Source organism: Paenibacillus sp. sgz302190 (assembly GCF_059820445.1).
Genome location: NZ_JBZYAO010000004.1, coordinates 227,357 through 244,558 on the forward strand (window position 1 = coordinate 227,357; position 17,202 = coordinate 244,558).

General features: G+C 50.4%; 14 protein-coding genes. 11 read left to right on the plus strand and 3 right to left on the minus strand.

Annotated elements, in window-relative coordinates; translation table 11 throughout:
• Window positions 1-449 precede the first annotated feature (449 nt).
• From AC6RNO_RS07735 to AC6RNO_RS07770, 8 genes are all read left to right on the plus strand, one after another.
• Window positions 450-1,343 carry a carbohydrate ABC transporter permease gene (locus AC6RNO_RS07735; RefSeq protein WP_474682595.1) on the plus strand — a complete coding sequence of 298 codons (894 nt, stop codon included), beginning with the start codon at window positions 450-452 and terminating at the stop codon, window positions 1,341-1,343.
• A 15-nt stretch (window positions 1,344-1,358) separates the two neighbouring features.
• Window positions 1,359-2,225 (plus strand): carbohydrate ABC transporter permease, encoded by an 867-nt coding sequence (locus AC6RNO_RS07740; protein WP_474682594.1) that lies wholly within the window; start codon window positions 1,359-1,361, stop codon window positions 2,223-2,225.
• A 145-nt stretch (window positions 2,226-2,370) separates the two neighbouring features.
• Window positions 2,371-3,774, plus strand: coding sequence for an ABC transporter substrate-binding protein (locus AC6RNO_RS07745; RefSeq protein ID WP_474682593.1), 1,404 nt, complete (start codon window positions 2,371-2,373; stop codon window positions 3,772-3,774).
• 115 nt (window positions 3,775-3,889) lie between these two features.
• Window positions 3,890-5,644: a histidine kinase gene (locus AC6RNO_RS07750; RefSeq protein WP_497105117.1), complete on the plus strand. Its 1,755-nt coding sequence runs from the start codon at window positions 3,890-3,892 to the stop codon at window positions 5,642-5,644.
• Between the two features lie 6 nt (window positions 5,645-5,650).
• Window positions 5,651-7,261 (plus strand): response regulator, encoded by a 1,611-nt coding sequence (locus AC6RNO_RS07755; RefSeq protein WP_474682591.1) that lies wholly within the window; start codon window positions 5,651-5,653, stop codon window positions 7,259-7,261.
• 15 nt (window positions 7,262-7,276) lie between these two features.
• Entirely contained in the window at window positions 7,277-10,384 is a 3,108-nt protein-coding gene (lacZ, locus tag AC6RNO_RS07760) for a beta-galactosidase, LacZ type (protein ID WP_497105118.1), read from the plus strand.
• Window positions 10,385-10,595: 211 nt separating this feature from the next.
• A complete protein-coding gene (locus tag AC6RNO_RS07765) occupies window positions 10,596-10,889 on the plus strand; it encodes a hypothetical protein (RefSeq protein WP_497105119.1) in 294 nt (97 codons plus the stop codon).
• A gap of 102 nt (window positions 10,890-10,991) precedes the next feature.
• On the plus strand, window positions 10,992-11,531 hold the full coding sequence (locus AC6RNO_RS07770; protein ID WP_474682589.1) for a GNAT family N-acetyltransferase: 540 nt from the start codon (window positions 10,992-10,994) through the stop codon (window positions 11,529-11,531).
• Between the two features lie 109 nt (window positions 11,532-11,640).
• On the opposite strand, the gene AC6RNO_RS07775 is transcribed toward AC6RNO_RS07770, so the two are convergent.
• Together AC6RNO_RS07775 and AC6RNO_RS07780 are read right to left on the minus strand one after the other, a co-directional pair.
• On the minus strand, window positions 11,641-13,392 hold the full coding sequence (locus AC6RNO_RS07775) for an ATP-binding protein (protein ID WP_497105120.1): 1,752 nt from the start codon (window positions 13,390-13,392) through the stop codon (window positions 11,641-11,643).
• Window positions 13,389-14,102, minus strand: a complete 714-nt coding sequence (locus AC6RNO_RS07780; RefSeq protein ID WP_497105121.1) for a response regulator — start codon at window positions 14,100-14,102, stop codon at window positions 13,389-13,391. Before AC6RNO_RS07780 ends, AC6RNO_RS07775 begins: the two co-directional genes overlap by 4 nt.
• A gap of 164 nt (window positions 14,103-14,266) precedes the next feature.
• Between AC6RNO_RS07780 and AC6RNO_RS07785 the strand changes: the two genes are divergently transcribed.
• From AC6RNO_RS07785 to AC6RNO_RS07795, 3 genes are read left to right on the plus strand one after another with little or no spacing between them, the layout of a single operon-like run.
• On the plus strand, window positions 14,267-15,208 hold the full coding sequence (locus tag AC6RNO_RS07785; protein WP_497105122.1) for an ATP-binding cassette domain-containing protein: 942 nt from the start codon (window positions 14,267-14,269) through the stop codon (window positions 15,206-15,208).
• Window positions 15,183-15,962 carry a DUF2705 family protein gene (locus tag AC6RNO_RS07790; RefSeq protein WP_497105156.1) on the plus strand — a complete coding sequence of 260 codons (780 nt, stop codon included), beginning with the start codon at window positions 15,183-15,185 and terminating at the stop codon, window positions 15,960-15,962. The genes AC6RNO_RS07785 and AC6RNO_RS07790 overlap by 26 nt, the downstream gene beginning before the upstream one ends.
• A complete protein-coding gene (locus tag AC6RNO_RS07795) occupies window positions 15,963-16,235 on the plus strand; it encodes a hypothetical protein (protein WP_497105123.1) in 273 nt (90 codons plus the stop codon).
• A gap of 454 nt (window positions 16,236-16,689) precedes the next feature.
• Here AC6RNO_RS07795 and AC6RNO_RS07800 read toward each other — a convergent pair whose 3' ends face one another.
• On the minus strand, window positions 16,690-16,917 hold the full coding sequence (locus AC6RNO_RS07800; protein ID WP_474682584.1) for a hypothetical protein: 228 nt from the start codon (window positions 16,915-16,917) through the stop codon (window positions 16,690-16,692).
• Window positions 16,918-17,202 lie beyond the last annotated feature (285 nt).

The window sequence follows — 17,202 nt, forward strand, 5'->3', positions numbered from 1 at the left end:
GCAGGCTTTCCCCTGACCAGGTCCGCCAATCCGCTTCATGACCGCCCGTTGCACAAAGTCGCAACCCGCACCGGAAGTGGTGCGGTCGGGAAAGTGCGGCTGCGCCCGGCGGCGCAGTTTTTACGCCCGGCACCTTTGCAGTTTCGCTGGCTCCGCCCGATCCCTGGAGCGGAATCGCCGGCTCCGCCCGGGCCCGGAAGCGATTCGCCGGCTCCGCCCGAGCCCAAGCGTGATTCGCCGGTCTCTCGCTGCAGCGGGCGACTCCGCATCAGCGCCGCCCGGTTATCAGGTCAACCAGAATTTTCTGGTTGGCCTTTTTTTTCAACGTTGGGGACGCGTTTCCGCAACACAGTTGATTTGTCATACGGACTCAGTTGAATAGCCGCTCCCGCATTTTCACGCGTTTGTACTATGCTTGAAATACAATAACCTCAAGAAGGAGATATACTATGCGCAAAAGGTTTTCTCTGTTCAATTCGTATGTGTTTATTTTCCCCAGCTTGTTTTTAACACTGGCGTTAGGGATATATCCGCTTGTGTGGGCGTTTCGTTATATGTTCTACAGCTATCAGGGATACGGACAGGAGAAGTTTATCGGGCTCGATAACTTTGCGAGGCTGATGCGCGACGGGGAGTACTGGCATTCCGTGTACAACACGCTCATTTATGCGGGCGGGAAGCTCATCATCGTCCTGCCGCTGTCGCTCATCCTTGCGGTTATCTTGAACCGCGGGCTTAAAGGCAAATCATTGCTGCGGGCTATTTATTTTATGCCGACCATTATCAGCACGTCGGTTATGGCTATCGTATTTTTTACGATTTTCAATTCGTATAACGGGTTGTTGAATCAATTTTTGCTGAAATACGGCTTGATTTCCAAAGCGATCGATTGGCTGGGGCCGAATTATGCGATGCTGACCGTGATCATCACGGCGATCTGGGGCGCGATCGGCAACTATATGCTGCTGTTTATCGCCGGACTGCAAGGCATTCCCGACGATCTGTACGAGAGTGCGTCGATTGACGGAGCGAATGCGTTCCAAAAATTTTGGAGCATTACGATTCCGATGCTTGGCCCTGTTTTGCAAATGATCGTGATGCTGGCCATCATTACTGCGCTGAAAGGCTACGAAAGCATCATGGTCTTGACCGAGGGAGGCCCGTTCGGCAAAACCGATGTCATGTACCTGTACGTGTACAAATTGTTTTTCCCGGTCTCGGCGCTTAGTCCGACTGTGCAGGAAATCGGCTACGGCAGTGCGGTCGGGTTCGTGACTGCTTTGATTGTCGGACTTGTGACCATTGTATATTTCTATATGTCCAGACGTCTGAATCAGGATTAAATAAAGGGAGGGTGCATGATGGATACTAGTCTGAAGTCAGGCGGTTTCAAAGGCGGCTATTTCATTGGCCAAATTATAATATGGATATTTTTGCTGGCTGTAGCCTTTTTCACGCTGTTTCCTATCGTTATGGCTATTCTGGGGTCGTTCAAAACGAATGCGGAACTGACGACGGGAGCGACGCTGCTGCCTTCGGTCTGGAAATTTTCCAACTATGCCACGGCTTGGGAGCAGGCGAATTTTGCGCGGTTTACGTGGAACAGTCTGTTTCTCAGCATCGTAGTGACGGTCGGAACGCTGCTCGTCGCGACGATGTCGGCTTATGCCGTTGACCGGACGAATTTCCCCGGCAAAAAATTGTACGTAGGCTTGCAGGCCAGTACGATGTTTATTTCAATCGGCGCGGTTGTGCTGATGCCCCAATTCAACTTGATGGTCAAGCTGGGTTTGAACAAATCGCTGTGGGGCGTCATCATTATTTTGATCAGCGCGCATGCCGCAGCGTATTTTATGCTTATCGGCTTTTTTAAAGCGATTCCCAGGGATTTGGACGAAGCGGCCTATATCGACGGCTGCAATTTCTATACGGTTTATTGGAAAATCGTGCTTCCCCTGCTGCGCCCGGCCCTCGGCGTGACCGGACTGTTCACGTTTCGCGGCGCGTGGAACGAATACATTTTGCCGCTTGTATTCACGATGACGAACCCGAAGCTGCAGACGCTGACGGTCGGTCTGGCCAATTTGCGCTACGGCATCGGCGCCGCGGCGGAGGTCCAGCTCATGATGGCCGGCGCGTGCCTGTCCTTCCTGCCGATTCTGGTCGTGTACGCGCTGGCGAACAAATCGTTCGTGCAAGTCACGGCGGGCAGCGTAAAAGGATAGACCGCAGAAGAGTGGTTTTGCCCCACCTGGAAAGTTGCTTTATCCTTCACGGTTTCCCGGGACTAGAAGTTATTATGAAAGCAGTTACAATGATTGCCTCGCATCGCTTTTGAAGTAAGCTAACAATACGGGAGGGTTTATCGACATGAAGAAAAAGATGGTAATGACCATGCTGCTCAGCGTAACCATGGCTGCGGGGCTTTCCGCTTGCGGCGGAGCAGCCGACAATGGCTCTAGTGCCGGTACAAGCGCGGGCTCAAGCCCTGCGGCCGGAGGAGCGAAGACGAAGCTCTCATACTGGACCGTTGACCGCCATGATGCCGACTATATGAAAGAAGTTATCAAGAAGTTCAATGAAACGAACAAGGACAATATTGAAATTGAAATGACGGTGCTGGCCGACAACTTCAACCAATCGATCGATATCGCTTTTGCGAGCAACCAGGCCCCCGACATTTTCAAGACGAACGATTTTTCCGGCTTTGTGAAAAAAGGCTACCTGCTGCCGCTCAATGACATGTTGACTGACGATATGAAAAAGCGCTACAGTAATCTGATGGTGGAAGAAGCCAATATGATGGACGGCAAAATTTACTCGCTCCCGAATACGGGACAATATTGGAGATTGATCTATAACGTCGATTTGTTCCAAAAAGCCGGCATCCAAGAACCGCCCAAAACGCTCAAGGAATTGGTCGAGGATGCCAAGAAGATTACGGAAGCGGGCAAAGATATCGGTGCTTACGGCTTTGCGGAAAACTTCAAGAACCCCAGCTCGGCCTTCAGCCGGATCGCCAATCCGGTCGGTTCGCTCAGCGGAACTTCCGAAGTGGACGGCTACAATTACAAAACGGGCCAGTTCGATTTTACGGCGTACAAGCCAATTGTCGAGGCGCTTCGTCAAATGAAGCAGGACGGCAGCATGCTGCCCGGCGTCGAATCGCTCGATATCGATCCGCTGCGCGCGCAGTTCGCTGCCGGAAAGATTGGCATGTATTTTAACCATTCCGGCGAGCCTGCCGTATACCAAAGCCAATTCCCGACGAAAATTAAGTGGAGCGCCGCGCTTCCGCCTACGATCGACGGAAGCCGGACGGGAGCCATCGCTCTGAACGCGGGCAACTATATCGGGATCGGCAAAAACACGCCGAATAAAGAAAAGGCTTGGAAATTCCTGGAGTACATCTACAGTCTGGACTTCCAAAAAGATTATCACGAAAAAGGCCTCGGCATCTCCATCGTGCCTGACGTGAACGCTGCTGCGAAAAAGCCGACCATGCCGGGCATCGAAGGCTTCTTGCCGACCAAATACGACGCGCTGTACGCGCCTTCGCCGGCCGGTGTGACGGAAACGAAGGTCGAAGGCATCAAAACGGGAAATGCCATCATCAAATATATGCTTGAAGGCGGAGACTTGGACAAAATATTGAGCGATTTGACCGCCCGCTACAATGCGGGGCTTGAGAAAGCGCGGACCGCAGGGGAAACGAAGACAAAAGCGGACCCGAGCTTCGATCCAAGCAAGCTGCAGGGAAGCCTCGCAAAGTAAGACAGCATAATAGGGCAAGGGGCGCGCAGCCGAAAGCAGCGCGTCTCTTCGCTTTTACCGCCACGGCGTCTGATTCGCGGTTCATATACCGGATACAAAGAAGGGGGCCGGCAGATTGAAAACATGGTTTTATCGGCTGTCGCTCCGCCGGCGGTTGTGGATTTCGGTTTTGCTGTTGACAGTTCTCTCGATCGCGCTGACGGGAATGATGTCCTATTGGATCGCTTTTCGCTCGACAGAGCAGGAGGCGTTCATATCCAGCCAGAATACGCTGAACAAGTCCGTGCGCGTGCTTGACGAAAAGCTGCGGCACATCGTCGTGACGGCCTCGTCCATGATGCTCAGCGATCCGTTCAAGAACACGATGGAAGACGTATACACGAATAATTCGGCTTCTTATTATACGCGGCTGTCTTCCCTGCAAACTCCGCTCGGGCAAATGAAGCTGATCGAGCCGTCGATTCAATCGACTTTAATCTATACGCCGGTCGGCGAACTGTTTGCCACAAACGACCTTCGCAACAGCCGGGTCCGTTTCAAGGATACGATTTTTGCGCGCTATTTGGACAGTACGGACCGCGTCGTATGGGTGGAGGATCATGAAGATCCTTTATTTTCGGGAAAGCAGAGAGTGATTTCCTTGATTATGAAGCCAGTCACGGATGCTGTCGTACACGATGTGTATGTCGTCGTGAACGTCAAGGAAGATGCAATCCGGGGTGTCGTCACCGATGACCTGCTCGACCATGCCAGCGACTACTTCCTGTTGTCCCAAAACGGCGACAGCGTGCTCCCGATCAGCAGCCGAACGTCACAGTTTGAGCATGATCCGGCTTTTTTGAAGCAGGTGCAAGGCCGGCAGGAGCGGGGATTTTTCAAATACAATGTCCAGGGCGAGCAATATTTGATCAATTATTCGCGTCTGACGATGGCGCCTGGCTGGACGATGGTCAGCGTGCAGACGCAATCCGAGCTGCTTACGCAAGTGAACCGCATTAAAACGACGACGTTTTGGATCATGCTATGCTGCGCGGTGTTGGCCATTGTGCTGTCCAATGTTTTGTCAGGCTTTCTGCTGAAGCCGCTGCACAAACTGCAGGGGCTCATGAAAAAGGTCGAGCAAAACAATCTCGACGTGCGGTTTGCCAGCAAATACGAGGATGAGGTCGCGCAGGTAGGAATGAAGTTCAACCGGATGCTGGAGGAGATTTCCTCGCTCATTGAGGATGTCAAGGCCGCCGAGTACGAGAAGCGGAAAATGGAAGTCAAAGCGCTCCAAGCGCAGATTGACCCTCATTTTTTGTACAACACGTTAAACACGATTCTTTGGAAATCGGAAACTTCTCAGAACCGGGACGTTTCGGCGATGATCGCCTCGCTGTCGCTGCTGTTCCAGCTTGGGCTGAACGGCGGGAACGACATGCTGACGCTGGCTCAGGAAATCGATCACGTCAGGCATTACTTGAATCTTCAGCAAAAATGCTACGAGGATCTGTTCGAATATACGATCGAGGTAGAGGACGAAACGCTGCTGAACAGGCCGGTTCTGAAAATATTGCTGCAGCCTTTGGTGGAAAACTCCATTCTCCACGGCTTTCAGGAAATGGAGGGGATGGGCAAGATCCGGATTTCCGCGTTTCGATGGAACGACAGTCTGCGGCTCCGCGTCGAGGATAACGGCGCAGGCATGAACATTCAGCAAGTCGATGCCGACATGCGGATGGATCAGCCGTCGAAAAAAAGCTACGCGCTTCGCAATGTTTACGGGCGGCTGCGGCTGTATTACGGCAGCGAAGCCGAAATCAGATTGAGCAGCGAACCTTACGTATCGACTTCCGTAACAATAACAATACCTTGGGCAAGCGGGTGATGAGCAGTGGCGACCGAGCTTAAAATGTGCGTAATCGACGATATAAAAACCGTAGTGCAGGGCATCGCGAACCATATCGATTGGAAAACTTACGGCATTCGCATTGTTGGGACGGCGAGCAACGGCGAGCAGGGCATCGAGCTTATTCGCGAAACCGAGCCTCACATCGTTTTGACCGATATCCGCATGCCCAGAATGGACGGGCTTGAAATGACGAGGCAGGTGCTGGAGATGCTGCCGCACACGAAAATCGTTTTTCTAAGCGCCTATACCGATTTTGAATATGCGCAGCAGGCCGTCCAGCTCGGCGCCTTCGATTATATTGTAAAGCCGTTTACGCCGCAAAACATTACCGGAGTCGTCTTGAAGGCGAAAACATCGATCGAAGAGGAACTGGACCGCATGCAGCGTTACCGCGAAATGGAACGCAAGCTGCGCGAAAGCTTGCCGTATTTGCGGCAGGAATATTTTCAACTGCTGCTGCAGTTCAAAACGACCCCTGAACAAGCGGCCAAACGCTGGGATTTTTTGAATATCGGGCTGGAGCGGGAGCGCTTTGTCGTCATGCTGGCGGAAATCGACCAGTTTGCCGAACAGACGGAGACGCTGCCCGTGCAGGAAGTTGAACTTATCCGCTTTACCGTTCATAATATTGTGGAGGAAAGCTTGCAGCAGTATACAAAAGGGTTTGTTTTTCGCGATAATACGAACCGGTTTGTGGCCATCTTCAATCCTCCGGCCGGCTTGAGCGCGGAAGCGATGGCGGAGAAATGCCGCGAAAATGTCGAGAAAAATTCCAAATACACGGTATCTCTGGGACTCGGGGAAGAAGTGCAGGCGATACACCAGATTTCTTACTCCAACGCCCAGGCGCTTACAGCCCTTTCGTATAATTTTTATACCGGCGGCAATACCGTGTACAGTTACCGGAATATGAATCCTGTCCATCAGGCCGCGCCGCGCTATTCTCCGGAAAAAGAGAAGGAGCTTTTTTACTGCCTGCGCTCGGGGAATTTGCACAAAGCGTCCGCCATTGTGGACGAACTGTTCGAGGAAACCGTCTCCGCATCCGTACCTCCGGCTCCCGGCATGGTCAAGGGCATGTGCGACGAATTGGCCTTTCTCATCAGCCGCGTGTTCTCGGAAAAGCTGACCCGCGAAGAGAAGGAGCGCATCGATCGTCATTTGCTTTACATCAACAATCTTACGTCGTTCAAGCTCAAAGAGCTCCAGGAAAACATCAAGGAAATGTGCAAAGCGGGATGCGAGCTCATTCAGAAACGGCATGCGGAAGATGTGAACAGAGTCGTGGAGCAAGTCATCGCTCACATTCGGCAAAATTTGGCCTCCGACATGACCGTCAACGATTATGCCAAGCTGGTTTATTTGAGCGGCAGTTATTTTGCCAATCTGTTTAAAAAGGTGACGGGCATGACCGTAGTCCAGTTCGTCACGACGGAGCGGATGGAACAGGCGAAAACGATGCTGGTTGAAGGCAAGCAGGTGCAGGAGATCGCGCAAGCGCTCGGTTACGAAGACAGGCGGCATTTCAGCGAATTGTTCAAAAAACATACGGGCATAACCCCGTCCGAATTCAAACAGTTATATATCCAATAAGCGAGGTGCGCGAAAATGTCGCAAAAATTCCAGTATACCCCTCCCCAAAACGGCTATCCCGAGTGGAACAACAACCCGGAAATTTTCCAATTGAACCGGATGGCGGCGCATGCGACGCTAATGCCTTTTGCTTCCGTAGAGGAAGCTTTGAAGGGCGACCGCGGCGCATCGGGCTATACGGTGTCGCTGAACGGCACCTGGAAGTTCAGTTTTGCCGAAACGCCGGACAAGCGTATCGTCAATTTCTACGAAGCGAATTACGACACGGACGCCTGGGACGACATTCAGGTTCCGGCGCATTGGCAGCTGCAAGGCTACGATTATCCGCAGTATACGAATGTCAAATATCCGTGGGAGGGCAAGGAAGATATCAAGCCTCCTTTTGCGCCGACCGGGTACAATCCGGTAGGCTCTTACGCGCGGACGTTCACGGTCCCGGAAGCATGGCAAGGGCAGCCCGTCTATATCAGCTTTCAGGGTGTGGAGTCGGCTTTTTACGTTTGGGTAAACGGCGATCTGGTCGGTTACAGCGAGGATTCGTTTACGCCGGCGGAGTTCGACCTGACCCCCTACTTGCAGGAGGGGGAAAACAAGCTGGCCGTCGAGGTGTACCGCTGGTGCGACGCCAGTTGGCTGGAGGACCAGGATTTTTGGCGGATGAGCGGCATTTTCCGCGATGTGTATTTGTACAGCACGCCGCAGGCGCATGTGTACGATTTCAGCGCCGTGGCGGATTTGGACGGCGAATACCGGAACGGCCTGCTGGAAGTTGCGGCGACGGTGACGAATGCGTTCGGCGAGCCGCTGGGCCGGCATACGCTGGAGGCGTCGCTGTACGATCGGGCCGGCGGGCTTGTGTTGGTTGTCGGCGAGGCTGATGTGGGGCCGGACCGGGAGAAGCAGCAGGCGGTGGGGCTTTCCGCGCAGGTCGATAACCCGCTGAAGTGGACTGCCGAAACGCCGCACCTGTACACGCTTGTTCTTACGCTGAAGGATGCGTCCGGACGTTTCGTCGAGGCGGTAAGCTGCCGCATCGGGTTCCGCCGGTTCGAGCTGAAGGACGGGCTGATGAAGATCAACGGCAAGCGCATCTTGTTCAAAGGCGTCAACCGCCACGAGTTCAACTGCGATACGGGCCGCGCTATCGGCTATGACGACATGGTCCGCGACATACAGCTGATGAAAGCCCATAACATCAATGCGGTCCGCACCTCCCATTATCCGAATCATCCGCTTTGGTACGATCTGTGCGACGAATACGGTCTGTATGTCATCGACGAGACGAATCTTGAGACCCACGGGAGCTGGTCCAATTTTCAAGAGGAGGAGGGCTGGACGATTCCGGCGAGCAAGCCCGAATGGACGGCCAACGTATTGGACCGTGCCAATTCGATGCTGCAGCGGGACAAAAACCATACGTCCATCGTCATCTGGTCGCTTGGAAATGAGGCGTGGGGCGGAGACAATTTTGTGAAAATGCACGATTTTTTCCGCGCCGAAGATCCGACCCGGCTCGTTCATTATGAAGGCGTCACCCGCTGCCGCAAGTCCGACGCCGCCTCCGACATCGAAAGCCAGATGTACACGCTGCCGCACAAAGTCGAGGAGTACGCGCTGTCGAATCCGAAAAAGCCGTTCATCCTGTGCGAATACAGCCATGCGATGGGAAATTCCAACGGCAATTTGTTTAAATATACCGATCTGTTTGAGAAGTATCCGATTTTGCAAGGCGGCTTCATCTGGGACTGGATCGACCAAGCGATCCGCACGAAAACGCCGGACGGCATCGAATATTTGGCATACGGCGGCGATTTCGGCGATACGCCGAATGACGGCGTCTTTTGCGGGAACGGGCTTATTTTTGCCGATCGCCGGGTAACGCCGAAGCTGCATGAAGTGAAGAAATGCTACCAGTCCGCCAAGTTCGAGGCGGTTGATTTGCTGGAGGGCCGCATTCGCGTCGCCAACGGGTATTTGTTCACGAATTTGAGCGCTTATGAGCTGCTGTGGGAAGTGGCGAAAAATGGCGTGACTATCGCGGACGGAAGCGCCCCGCTGGACGTGGAGCCGGGGGAAGCCGCCGAAGTGGCGCTGCCCTATAAGCTTCCTGCCGCCGCTTCGGCCGGTGAAGAATATACGCTGACGGTTCGGCTGGCGGAGAAAACAGGGAAGGCTTGGGCGCCTGCCGGCCACGAGGTGGCGTTCGAGCAGTTCATCCTGCCGGTCGAGACGCAGGCCGTACCCGCCGCCGCGCATCCTCCGCTGCAAACGGATGAGACGGATTTTGCCTTTACGGTTTCGGGGGCCGGCTTCAGCGCGGTTTTCAGCAAGCGGACCGGTGATTTGATTTCTTATATGTACAATGGGGTCGAACTGCTGAAAATGGCTCCGGCACCCAATTTTTGGCGGGCCAGCATCGACAACGATAGAGGCAACAAGCTGCCGGAGCGAAGCGTGACCTGGAGGGAAGCCGGGCAGAACCGCAAGTTGTACGCTTTGAACATCGTATCCTATCCCGATAAGCTGGAGGTTGAGGCGGAGTTTGCGCTGCCGACGACGCAGATTTCATTTTGCAAGCTGTTGTATACGGTTCTGGGCAATGGCGAGATTTGCATCCGCGAGGAGCTGCATCCGGGCCCGAACTTGCCGGAAATTCCGGAAGTCGGGGTGATGTTCCAGCTTGATAGCAGCTTTGAAAACTTGCGCTGGTACGGTAACGGGCCGCATGAAAATTATTGGGACCGCGCCGAAGGCGCACGTCTCGGCATTTACAGCGGCAAGGTCGAAGAGCAGTACGTGCCGTATTTGCGTCCGCAGGAATGCGGCAACAAAACGGGCGTCCGCTGGGCCGAACTGACCCGCGGCGACGGGATCGGCCTGCGGGTCGAAGGCGCTCCGGCCGTCGAGCTGAACGCGCTGCCGTATACGCCGGCCGAGCTTGAGGCGCACGACCACGACTACAAGCTGCCTCCCAGCGGCAAGGTAGCGCTGCGCGTCAACTACCGCCAGATGGGCGTTGGCGGCGATGACAGCTGGATGTCGAAGACACATCCGGAGTTTACATTGTATGCCAACCGCAGCTATGCATACAGCTTTTCCATCAAAGGCATCTCTGCGCTTTGATGTGCATTCAAGGAATTTAAGCACGATACAACACTCTTCGTTGCCTTGAAGGGGACTTAACTGTAGTAGGGCTCGCTTTTACTAAGGATGGCGTAAACGTATGGAGAAGCTTGTTGACGCAAGCTACCTATCGCGGCCACCTTTGTAGGGCTAGCCCTCTTTTTGTATCTTCGTGTGCGTTCCGTCGAAGCCCATATTGTACAGATGAGGGTTGGTACAGGAAATTAATGGATCATTTAAAGTCGGGAGTATATACTTACTGAGGTTATCTGATAGCCCGGTGCCTGGTAAAACCTGCCCGCCCGATAAAACCTGCAAAAGTGCAGGCTTTTCGATGAAATCGGCCGGTTTGGCGGAAAAGCCTGCGATTGTGCAGGAATTTCCGATCAAAACGGGTCCGAGCGCGATCCCGGGCGGAAATTACTGCAGATTTGCAGGAATTTTCCTGGAAGAGCTCATCAAGGAGCAAAAAAGATGTACTTTTGCAGGTTTTTCCCCGTTGTGATGCAGATGTGGCGTGAGACTTCGGCAGGCGAGTTTTTTAACAGTTACGAATGTGAAAGCTGGGTTGACAGATATCTATTTTGTTCGCGAGAGGAAGTGACGTATGGGAGTATTGGCTACACCCTTTGAGTCCGAAAGCTTTATTGTCGACGAAACCAAACATTCCGAAATAGAGGAGTTACAAGAACTTTATGAATCAAGCAGCAACACTAAGCAATGGGATGGGAATGTTCCTGATAAGAACTACATCAGTCAATGTTATTTTCAGGGTGATTTGCCCCCAAATGGCAGGAAGGAAAACTATAAACTACTTACAATAAGGGCTAAATCCATAGACAAATCTATAATTGGTATGGTATCTATTTACCATGGTTTTCCAGCGGGCGATATTGCCTACATAGCTTTCATGTGTATTGGGGAGTCGTATAAGAATCAAGGCTTTGGACTAGAAATTATCAAGCATTTGTCCTCGGAGTTAACTAAAATCGACTATAAGGAAATTAGGATCAACGTAGCTTTGAAAAACTGGTCTGCTCTAAGATTTTGGCATAAAACCGGCTTCGACAAGATTAATGGTATTTTTGGAGACAAAGAGTATTCTGAACAAACATATTCGAGTATTGAACTCGTAAAATATCTCTGATTGCTATGTTGTTATTCAGGCGTGTGTGCTGGTGAGACTTCGGCGGCGATGTCTGTTATGCCAAAATGCCAGTTCCCCTCATGACAGGACTGAACTGGCATTTATTCATTCACTTGTTATCCCCGAATACGGGAAAACGCAAAGTGAGGACGGTTCCCTTTCCTATTATCGTTTCCACCACAATTTCTCCCTGGTGAGCCAAAATGATTTCGCTCGCGATGCTCATCCCAAGCCCCGTTCCGACCAAATCTTCGTCCGTATTCGTTCCCCTGTAATACCGTACGAACAGATTGTTTTTCGTTTGCTCATCCATCCCGATCCCGTTATCCTCCACCTGAATCCGCGCCATGGCCCCTTCTCTCGACGTTCTGAGCGTAATTGCCGTACCCGGAGGATTGTGTTTGATGGCATTTGTAATCAAATTATCAAGCATCCGCAAAAACCATTTGGGGTTAGCTTGTATATATACCGGCGGTTCTTCTCCTTCATAGAAGAAGGATGATTCCGAGTGCGTAGCGTCGTTCGCGTATCTTAATACCGCGCGGCGGACGAATTCGTTGAGCTCTATTTCTTCCATCGGAAAAGTCAGCGCTTTGTTTTTTAACTGGAACGTGAGGGAGAAATCGTTGATAAGCTCAAGCATATAGAAGCTTTTCTCGCGGATCATGCTGCCCATCTCTTGCAGCTCCGGAGCCGTCCAATCGAATTTACCGCTCTCCAGCATATGCCCATACCCTTGTATCGTGGATAATGGCGTCCTCAGATCGTGAGAGATGCCCGTCATCCATTCCTCACGAGTCTTTTCCAGCCTTTTGCTTTCTTGATCGGCGGACCCCAGCTTTTTGGCCATATCGTAAAAACCATCGATAACTTCTTTATAAAGCCGATATTTCAGACGCAATTTGCCATTTCTGCGAAACACTTTTTTCTTGTCCTTTTCTCCCAATGCTTCATGGTATTTGCCTTGTCCCATCCGCTCAAACCAATCCATGAAAAGCAGCAAAGGACGCCCGTACCGATAGCCGTGCCACATGGAAAAAGCGGCCGCCAGCAGTATGGCGATGATGCCAATAACAATCATGGCGTTAATGAAATCTTGCAGAATCGATTGCTTCTTATAATCTTTTCCCGCTTTGGGCTGGTATAACGCCCAGGTAAAGCCGGAAACCGGGTCATAGTGCAAGGATAGTGCATTGGCAAATCTTCCAGGCTCCGCTTTCATTTCTATAAGATTCAGCGGACGATAAAACTGCGATTCCACTCCTGTGCCTATCGATTGAATGACTCGGCCATCAGAATCGATGATTTGAAGCTGCCCATTCGAGCCGATGACCTGCTGCTCAAGAGCCGATACATCCGTCTGGCGAATGCGTCCGTTATCTCCATGATCGCGGAACCAAGTACGAAGCTGTTCTCCCCTCTTATCTTCATAGCCCAGCAAGTAAAGACATACCTCATTATTGTTGTCAGTGCTTACTTCAGTAAAGATGTAGTAAGACCCGAAACGATGCGTTTCTTCAATTTGCAGCAGTTCGCTCATTTTGTATGCTTGAGGCAACGCTTCCGGCGTGTTTTCGGAGTGAAAAACCGCGCCTTCCTTATCAACAATTTGCAGCCACAATTCGTTCTGCTTTAATAGCTCCTTCCATGACGAAGGAATAGTCACCTTGCCATCCAAGTTGATGGACGCTGTAACAATCGAATCCAGAGCGCCCGAAGGAAATGTCCGCTTTAAATTTTCATCTCCGAGGTATTGAGCCAAAAGAAAGAATAGTATGGTAGATACCGTCATAACAAACAGGAACAAAAGTATGAATTGGTAAGCAAAATGCAAAGCGAGCCTTCTTCGTATGCTTTTCATGAGGATCTGTCCTTCACAAGCTTATATCCGAGGCCCCGAACGGTTACCAGATACACGGGATTGCTTGGGTTAGATTCGATCCGTTCTCGAATTCTTCGAATATGTACCATAACAGTGTTATCGTCAGCGATACCGTCAAATCCCCAAACCGCTTCATACAGCTGCAATTTGGAAAATATCATGTTCGGATGCTTGCATAAGAATAGCAGCAGCTGAAACACCTGCGCGGGACAAGCGACCGTTTCCCCGCCAACGATCAATTCCGCAGCATGCTCATCGACGACAAAGCCTTTGAAATCGTACCGCAAATGATTGCTTTCCGCCTGTATCGGCGGCAGCTGCGCCCCTCGCCGCAGCCTTGCCTTGATTCTGGCCGCAATTTCAAGGGGATTGAACGGTTTGGTTACATAATCGTCCCCGCCCATGGCAAATCCCGTCAAAATATCCAGGTCAGAGGTTCGCGCAGTCAAAAAGATAATATGCGCTGAAGTGATCTCTCGAATCTTGGGACACAGCTCCAGACCCGATTGATCGGGCAGCATCACGTCAAGTATAACAACATCCGCACCATGCTTGCGAAGAAGCTCTAACGCCTTTTGGGCCGAATTCGCGCTGTATATATGCCGGAAGCCTTCTTTTCTAAGAACCATCTCGGTCATCCGGACAATTGATTGTTCGTCGTCAACAAGCAGTATGATTGCATTTTCCACAATATCCCTCCTTCCCCCATCATAGCATAGCCACCTTAACACGAGTTTAACTGGCCGCAAATCATTTAAGAAAATCGTAAGCAGACGGTTACGTTCCGATAAGCTAAGGGTGTTATGATCAATCATAAAGAATTTCTTAATGGATATTGGAGGTTCCACGTATAATGTCACAATCACCTGCAGTCGATGTCCGTAACGTAAGCAAAGTTATTGGGGGCAGAGACATTATTAAAAATATATCTTTCTCGATTCAGCCGGGAGAAATATATGGATTCTTGGGCCCGAACGGGGCCGGTAAAACGACGACCATTCGGATGATGGTCGGTCTGATTTCGATGACGAGCGGCGACATTTTCATTAATGGGCACAGTATTCGAACGGCGCGGACGCGAGCGCTGCAGCGCATTGGAGCGATTGTGGAAAATCCGGAGCTCTATCGTTATATGACCGGAAGGAAAAATTTAAAGCACTATGCGCAAATGTACGATAAACCGGTCCCTAACGACCGCATTGAAAAAATCATCCGTCTTGTCGAATTAGAGGACGCGATTGATCGCAAAGTCAAAACGTATTCCTTGGGCATGCGCCAGCGTTTGGGCATTGCCCAGGCCTTGCTGCATAAGCCTTCCATCCTCATTTTGGATGAACCGACGAACGGTCTGGATCCTTCAGGCATTCGCAAGCTTCGGGATTATTTGCGGAGCCTTGCTCTTCATGAAAATATGTCAATCCTGATATCCAGCCATCTTATATCGGAAATTGAGTTGATATGCGATCGTGTCATCATTATACAAGATGGCCGGTTGGTCGATGAAAGAACACTGAGGCGGAAGGAGGAAGAGCAAACCAGTCTGGTTGTGGAATTTGAAGTAACCGACGTGTTGAAAGCTGCGGAATCGTTGGGGGACAAAGGGACCGTTCAGGTCGGCGAAAGGACTGTAGCCATTGAAACGTCCAAAGACCAAATTCCCGAAATCGTACGCAGGCTAACACAGCTCCAAGTTGGCATTTATCGGATTAATACGAAAGAGACAGCGCTTGAAGATGTATTTTTAGATGTAACTGGAGGCTCGCGTGAACATGACATTTATACGGCTGGTCGATAACGAATTGATGAAGATCAACAGCAAGAGGAACACTTGGATATTTATCATATTTCTTGCTGTGGCCATCACTGCGATTGGTATTGTGATAAAGCTTTGGATCAAAGAAGCTGCAGAAGGGATGAACTATCTTAGCTTTTCGAGCATGGCCTTATCGGTCCTCTATCTCTTTGTTCTGATATTTGCAATTGTTTTAGGAGCACGGACGTTAACCGAAGAGTTTAAGGACGGTACGGTCAAACAGCTTTTGATTCGCCCGGTTAGCCGGAGCATGATCTTATTATCGAAATATGCATCCGTCTTCGTTGTGATATTAGGTGTTCTGCTCTTCTTGATGTTGTTTAGTCTGGCGCTGGGGGCAATTATTTTTGGCTGGCATGCCCAGGATGGGATTTCTTGGATGGTTTTGCTGAAGACTTGCCTGTATAAGCTTCCGTATTTAATTTTCTTCATTACATTTTCATTTATGATCGGGGTCGTGACCAGGAGTATGCCGCTGTCCATTACGATATCGATGGTGGCTAACTCTCTAGGGTCTGCCTTAACGTTCTTGGGCTCCAAGTATGCCTGGACGAAATACGTTATTTTCAACAATTTGAACTGGCAAATGTATGAAAAGGAATCGGCCATGAACGAAGGGATTGGCCCGAGTTTTCCAGGCATGTCGCTATCGTTTTCCATCGTCGTATTTGCCGCATATATATTCGTCTTTTTGTTCGTTTCCATATTCATTTTACAGAAGAAAGATATCAAATGAATGAATACGCAGGCCAAAGCATGCATGTTAAAAAAATATGAGGCGTATAGTTATCAGGTTGCCTTTTATTTGCTGCAAAATGAAATCGACGCCAGGACAGCGGCAGAACAAGCGCTGCTGGCGTTATTCGCCCAACAACGATTCTTTGAGCTGCCGGATTTGCAGCGACGCCGCGAAGTTAAATTATTAGCAATCAAACATTCGTTGGAGGTAAAAAAACAACGGTTATGTCAACAACACGAAACCGCTCGATTTTGTTCACAATCTTCCTGATTTTAATGGTGAAATTCAAATGGCTGCTTGCCTTCTTGAAATGGACTAAATTCGGCGGCACTTTGATAACGATGGGGTTGCCTGGGTACGTAATGCGGCGGGGCCCGACCGGGAGTCGGGTCTCGTGTTAGGGTAGTTGGAGACGAAATGGGGACGTACGCATAATGTACGTCCCCATTTTCAATGCTACATGGAGATTGCCGGATACATTTCCGTTCGTTGAAGATCGATGACCATGTTGCCGGCTTTAAGTATGTCTAGACCAATGAGTCCGTTAATGTAATTAATACCATCGTGGAGTACGCCAAAATCAAGGCTTATATCTTTCATGACAAGGTTACCGAGTTGGACTTGATCTACCCGCTTTTGGAATGAAAACTCTTCTCCGCCGATTCCAAAGCTTCTTACAAGCTCATCTTCGTTCTCGAATTTAATGCCGATTTTGAAAACGATATCAGGGGTTATGTCTAAGCAGGATGGTTATTTTCTCTTTGCCGGTATGATAGACGATGTTGTTGTTCTTGCACTTGAATAATTCTTTCGTTGCTTCGTCCGGGTCTTGAATGGCTCTAATCAAGGCGACTTCGTCAACGTATTGGATATTATCTTCTGTATGGGAATTCAGGATTTCAAGCAGAACGTATTGGTCGGGGTAAATATTCCGAACTTCTTGCCATTGCATAGCACATACACCTCACTTACAGTATTTCTTACTTAAATTATACCAATAAAACGAACAAAGGAGCGATAGCGATCTTAGAGAAGGCCATGTTTCCAGGTCTTCTCTTTTTGTTTTTACAGGCTCCATTCTGAAAGAAAGAACGTGAAAACTGATGAAAAAAACAATGTAACGAACCACAAATCGAACGCCGCTTTGAAGGGGAACTAACCTTGTCCGTTATTTTACGCATCTGGCTTAAAAACATTTCAAGGGTGACGCGATATGAGTTATAATCGGAGTCACCAA

Coding starts and splice junctions, on each gene's coding strand:
- AC6RNO_RS07800 (WP_474682584.1), bottom strand. CDS start 16,917: ATGCAATGGCAAGAAGTTCGGAATATTTACCCCGACCAATACGTTCTG.
- AC6RNO_RS07735 (WP_474682595.1), top strand. CDS start 450: ATGCGCAAAAGGTTTTCTCTGTTCAATTCGTATGTGTTTATTTTCCCC.
- lacZ (WP_497105118.1), top strand. CDS start 7,277: ATGTCGCAAAAATTCCAGTATACCCCTCCCCAAAACGGCTATCCCGAG.
- AC6RNO_RS07795 (WP_497105123.1), top strand. CDS start 15,963: ATGAATACGCAGGCCAAAGCATGCATGTTAAAAAAATATGAGGCGTAT.
- AC6RNO_RS07785 (WP_497105122.1), top strand. CDS start 14,267: ATGTCACAATCACCTGCAGTCGATGTCCGTAACGTAAGCAAAGTTATT.
- AC6RNO_RS07790 (WP_497105156.1), top strand. CDS start 15,183: ATGACATTTATACGGCTGGTCGATAACGAATTGATGAAGATCAACAGC.
- AC6RNO_RS07745 (WP_474682593.1), top strand. CDS start 2,371: ATGAAGAAAAAGATGGTAATGACCATGCTGCTCAGCGTAACCATGGCT.
- AC6RNO_RS07770 (WP_474682589.1), top strand. CDS start 10,992: ATGGGAGTATTGGCTACACCCTTTGAGTCCGAAAGCTTTATTGTCGAC.
- AC6RNO_RS07775 (WP_497105120.1), bottom strand. CDS start 13,392: ATGAAAAGCATACGAAGAAGGCTCGCTTTGCATTTTGCTTACCAATTC.
- AC6RNO_RS07740 (WP_474682594.1), top strand. CDS start 1,359: ATGATGGATACTAGTCTGAAGTCAGGCGGTTTCAAAGGCGGCTATTTC.